The 5505-nt window shown below is 45.8% G+C and carries 3 protein-coding genes; 1 reads left to right on the top strand and 2 read right to left on the bottom strand.

Features of this window, described 5'->3' with window-relative positions:
* Together miaA and R6U02_RS05955 are read right to left on the bottom strand one after the other, a co-directional pair.
* The coding region (miaA, locus tag R6U02_RS05960; protein ID WP_410262706.1) for a tRNA (adenosine(37)-N6)-dimethylallyltransferase MiaA at positions 1–942 on the bottom strand (942 nt) is incomplete at its 3' end.
* Positions 943–1091: 149 nt separating this feature from the next.
* Positions 1092–4370 (bottom strand): SNF2-related protein, encoded by a 3279-nt coding sequence (locus tag R6U02_RS05955; protein ID WP_410262705.1) that lies wholly within the window; start codon positions 4368–4370, stop codon positions 1092–1094.
* 197 nt (positions 4371–4567) lie between these two features.
* Between R6U02_RS05955 and R6U02_RS05950 the strand changes: the two genes are divergently transcribed.
* Positions 4568–5209, top strand: coding sequence for a pentapeptide repeat-containing protein (locus R6U02_RS05950; RefSeq protein WP_410262704.1), 642 nt, complete (start codon positions 4568–4570; stop codon positions 5207–5209).
* Positions 5210–5505: the final 296 nt, after the last annotated feature.

The raw sequence follows: 5505 nt of genomic DNA, 5'->3' as shown, positions 1-5505 counted from the left end.
GCGAGCACACTGCAGCACCACAAGTCTTTTGTGCTGGACGACCCAGGCACAGGCAAAACGCTCTCGGCAATCTGGGCCATGCAGGCTATGCGGCGTGAATCGGTTTCTGAACCATGTGAGTTGGCGTTTCGCATAGTTCCTTGAATGCTGTTTCACCTGCTGCACCACTTCTTCCAGTGACTCTCGCCCCTCTAGATAAGGACTGAATTCTTTGTAGCCGATGCCTTTTTTACTCTGCACATCGCCGGGGAAATTTGCATAGAGCCCCTTCACTTCTTCGAGCAAGCCCTGATCAAGCATGAGACCGACCCGCTTGTTGATGCGTTCGTACAAGACTTCCCGGTCCGTATTCAACCCGATCACAAACGCATCGTAAACCGGTTCTTTTTCCCGTTCAGCTTGATAGTCGGAGAACTTCTGACCGGTTGCATGGATCACTTCCAGGGCGCGGATCACCCGTCTGACATTGTTTGGATGGATGTTCGCGGCAGCTACCGAATCTTTTTCTTCCAGCAGCTGATGCAGCGCTGCTCGTCCATTTTCACGTTCAAAGCGCTCCATCTCTTCCCGAAAAGCGGGATCAGGCTCTGCTTTCCCGCCGTGACTGACATTGAACAGGAGGGATTCGATATAGAGTCCGGTTCCCCCGACAATGATCGGCACCCTTCCTTTTGAAGTTATCTCAGTTATTTTTCCGGACGCATCCTTTTTGAAATCAGAAACGGTATACGGTTCATCCGGTGACTTGATATCGATCAAATGATGCGGCACGCCTTGGGTCTCGTCTTGCGTGACCTTGGCCGTGCCGATATCCAGCCCTTTATATACCTGCATGGAATCGCCGTTGATGACTTCGCCGTCAAAGGTCTGAGCCAACTCGATCCCTAACTGCGTTTTCCCTACCGCTGTAGGTCCTACAATGACTATTATTTTATCTTTCACGTTATTCCTCCACCTATAGTCTCTCTAAGTTAGTATAGCACAGACTGGCCGGATGAATAAAAGATGTATCCTTATTATGTAAAAAACTGCTCCATCCGTTTATGTCTCTTACCCAAACGAATGAAGCAGTTTACATTTATAGTCTAAGTTTAATCTTCATAAAGCAGTTCCAGTATTTCTTCGGTAGAAAGGGTGGTGACAGATTCTTTATTCCCTTTCGTGATGACCGAATCGATGAGCTCGCGTTTCTTCTCCTGCAAGTCATTGATACGTTCTTCGATCGTCCCTGTCGTAATGAAACGCGTGATCTGAACGGATTTCTTCTGTCCGAAACGGTGCACGCGGTCAGCGGCCTGGTCTTCGATCGCCGGGTTCCACCATGAGTCAAAGAGGATGACGGTGTCTCCACCCGTCAGGTTCAGACCTGTGCCACCGGCTTTGAGCGAGATCAGGAACAAGTCCTTCTCGCCCGTGTTGAACCTTGTCGTCAGTTCCAGACGGTGTTCGTTCTTGGTTTGACCATCCAGATAGTGGTAATCCACATCTATCGCATCGAGGCGTTCACGGATGATCTTAAGCATGGAGGTAAACTGTGAAAACAGCACTACCCGTTTCCCGTTTTCTCTGGCTTCTTCCAGATATTCCATCAAGCGTTCAAGTTTAGAAGAGGTCCCTTCGTAATCCGGTAAGATGAGTTTTGGATCACAACAGATTTGACGTAACCGGGTCATCCCGGCCAGTACTCTGATGCGGTTCGAACGCAGCGTATCGGAATCGACGAGTTCTTTGAGTTCCTGCTTGATTGCTGCACGCTGAGTCTGATACAAGCGTTTTTGCCCTTCAGAGAGTTCGATGTATTCCGTCGTCTCTGTTTTTTCAGGCAAGTCATGCAGGACGTCTTTTTTGAGTCGTCTCAGGATGAACGGTTTGATCTTAGCGGCGATACGCTCCTGTTCCATCCCCTGGAAGTCTTTTTTATTTCTGAACAAGCCAGGCTGAACAATGGAAAAGAGTGACCATAATTCTCCGAGGTGATTTTCGATCGGTGTCCCGGACAAGGCGATCTTGGTTTCTGCCTTCAACTGTTTCACCGCTTTGGTTGTTTTGGCGGCACTGTTTTTCACATTTTGTGACTCATCGAGAACGATGGTACTAAAGACATCGTCTTCATATAAATCGGAATCACGCTGAATGAGTGGGTAACTGGTGATCCAGACCGGGATATCATTTTCGATCGCTTCCTGCCTTAAGGCTTCGCGTTCTTCCTTGCTGCCGGAGATAATGATGGTTTCTGTATCCGGAACAAATTTGTCCCATTCACGCTGCCAGTTGAACAAGACACTGGACGGACAGATGATCAGATACTTGCCGTCTTCCGATTCGATCTTCGACTGAATAAACGCAATCGTCTGAACGGTCTTGCCCAGTCCCATATCATCGGCCAGGACGCCGCCGAACCCGTAATGGTTCAAGCTTTTCAACCATTTATACCCGGTAACTTGATAGGGTCTCATGTCTGCCTGCAGTTTTTCCGGCAGTTCAAAGGTCAATTCTTCAGGCGTAAAGAGCTGTTTCACTAGATCTTTGAATCGTTTCCCTTTTTGAATCGTGTCCTCTTCCAAAGCCGATAGCCCCTGGAAAACAGACACCGTCATGTCGTGGCCGATTTCATCATCTTCAAGGTCCAATGAATTTTTGGCCCGACGCATCGCCTGGAAAGCCGGATCCTTCAAATTCACGATCTGACCATTTGATAAACGGTAATAGGACTGATTTTTTTCTAACTCTTTCATTAATTCTCTCAGTTCCTCGGTAGAGATGTCTTCCGTATCAAACGAAATGTCCAGAAGATTTGACGATTCGCGCATTTCCATCGTGATCTTCGGCTGACGTGACGGACTGTACAGCAGGCTGCGTGCCGGCTGGGACAAGAAAATCTCCATATGGTCCGCTAAAGCAGGCAAGGCATCATACAGGAAATTGCTGATGGTGTCCGTGTGCGTCAACTCCCACATGTCGCCTTTACGTGCCGGAAGCGGGATCTCTTCAAAAAGCATGCTCAGCACTTTCGATTCTTCCGCCCATTCCCTCACGACAATAGATTCTTCGTTATCTGACACGGTCTCTTCAAGGGGATAAATCGTGACGTTCCCATAAGAAAAGACAGGTCGAACAAGCAGATTATCGTCTTTGGTATCCATATAAAGCTGGGCCTCAAAAGGTGCCTGGTAAAGTAACGCTTTTACTTCTTCATCCATCGACACGTCCACGATCTGCTTGAGCTGGCTCAGTGTCACTGACAGGAATGTTTCCAGCTCCTGCCTGCGCATGACTAAGGTATCCGATCCTGATTCCTTCAATCCCTCGATGATCTGTCTGATCAGTTCGTAATGCGGGGAATCAAAGAAGAAAAAGGCTTGTTTGTATTCGACCATTTTTGCCTGGTCATGAAACGTCAGACCTTGAATGTTTGTGGTCGAATCGCTTAAGGTGAAATGAAACAAATGCTCTATTTTATTGATGCTGAACGACAAATTAAGCTGCGACAGATCGTCTTCGATCAGCAGCGCTTCGCCTCTGTCGGCTTGAGACAACTGTCTCGGCGGACGACCAAATCTTACAAAAGCGCCCATCGTTTTATCAAGCAATCGTAATAACTGTTTGATGTATGACGGCGGCAAAGTAAAACTGTCTTTGTTTAAAAACTGATTTTCATAACCCATCGGAAGCACCGATTTGATCACGGTCTGGATCTCGTTTAAATAGTCAAACACTTTTCTGTCTTCTGGCATGAGGGCATAATCATCGGTGTTGAACGTGAAATTCTTGCCGAAAACGATTTCTTCCTCATTGACGATATCATCGATGAGCTGGGAACTGTTTTTGATGACGTACAGGTAATCCTTGCCCATCTTGAAATATAAGTCATAAACCGGGTTAGCTTTTGTGCCACTGATATTCAGCATATATTCCACATAGACCGGTTCCTTGTACAGGATATCTGTTTGACGCGAGATCTCTTTTTTAGAATAGTGGATCAGCGCATTGATGGCTTTTTCGCTTTTTTTGTATGAAAACATGGAAGCTGGAGAGCCATTGTTAGCTGCATTGGATTCAGCCTCCAGGTCGCTCGCATCCAAGTCGTTCAGGCGCATCATCGCTGCCACCACATGTCTGCATGCCCCACTGTTCTTCTCGAATGCCTTGCACGTACAATGATATTTACGCGCCACGCCATTCGGATAAAAACGGAGGTGGACGGTCTCGAGTTGTTTGTCTTCAACTGAAAATTGAATGGTGTTGTTTTTTTCATCCACTTTTAAACTGGTTGCTTTGCCTTTTTTATAAAGCTCTTTACCCTGTAAAAAAGTCGGATAGTTGCTGGCTAAACTCGTTAGAGTCATTTCTGGAAAGGTTTGTTTTTTCATAAGGTAATGTCAGTCCTTTAAACCATAATTTTTTCTAAAACTTTTTTATATATACATCGATCTAAATAGTCGCCTAGTTATTAAAAGTTCATCTGTCCATTATAACAAAGATTTAGTCGGATTTGAGAATTCTTTCTATATTCTTACAATTAATTATGCTCATCATGCTATAATTTGAATCAAAGGAGCGGTGTCATATGAAAAAACGCGTGGAGCCTCAGGTTCCGAAACATTTAGACCAGCAGACATTTGATGAAAGTTTCGATGCAGATGAGCCTTATGTCGAATACGTCGAAATCAGTAATTGTGTGGTGCCTTTATATGAAATAAAACGTCTCGAATTCAAAACGGTCCGGTTCGTCAATGTGCAGTTCGAATCCATCAACCTGGAAGAAGGGTATTTCCGGGATGTCATTTTTGAAAAGTGCCAGTTCGTTAATGCGGTGTTCTCTCATGCCATCTTCAACCAAGTGACTTTCAAGGAGTGCCGCTTGAACGGTAGCCTTTTCAACGATTCGAAGCTGGAACACGTCCTCTTTGAAGATTGCGTGATGGATCTTAGTACCTTTGGGTTCAGCAGTTTAAAAATCGTTGAATTCGCTCACTCCAGACTGACTGAAGCCGATTTTTTAGAAACAAAGTGGACAGACATTCTTTTCAAAGAATGTCTCCTGAACGGATCCCGGTTTTCGCGCACCTCTTTGAACGGCGTGGATATCAGTACCTCCACCTTCGATACGCTCTCTGTCGAACTAGACGCTTTGAAAGGAGCGATCGTGAGCCAGTCGCAATCGCTGGACTTTCTCGATCTGATCGGTTTGGAGATCAGGGACGTTTAAACTCTGATTGAGACTTGCTTTTTTGGAGGAATATCAAACTCACCGACTCATTAAGTTTGAGTCGGTCGTTTTTCGGACCCTATGACTAGCTCAGCATCGCCTGTTTTGCGAGTCTGTCATTGTTGTACTGAAATGACAGACTCGTCGTAGAAAAATTCCTGACTTGGTCATTTCCACATTGAAATGACCAGCTCACTCTTATATTTCATCTGAGTCTGTCATTCTCTCAACGAAATGACGAACTCAGTTTTTTATTTCGACTGAGTTCGTCATCTCGGCCTGGAAATGACCAGCTC

This window comes from Alkalibacterium sp. (assembly GCF_046484155.1).
Lineage (GTDB): Bacteria > Bacillota > Bacilli > Lactobacillales > Carnobacteriaceae_A > Alkalibacterium.
This window is presented reverse-complemented; position numbering and strand designations above follow the sequence as displayed.

What these genes read in the sequence shown, in the direction of transcription:
- R6U02_RS05955 (WP_410262705.1), bottom strand. Translation starts at nt 4,370, where the DNA reads ATGAAAAAACAAACCTTTCCAGAAATGACTCTAACGAGTTTAGCCAGC.
- R6U02_RS05950 (WP_410262704.1), top strand. Translation starts at nt 4,568, where the DNA reads ATGAAAAAACGCGTGGAGCCTCAGGTTCCGAAACATTTAGACCAGCAG.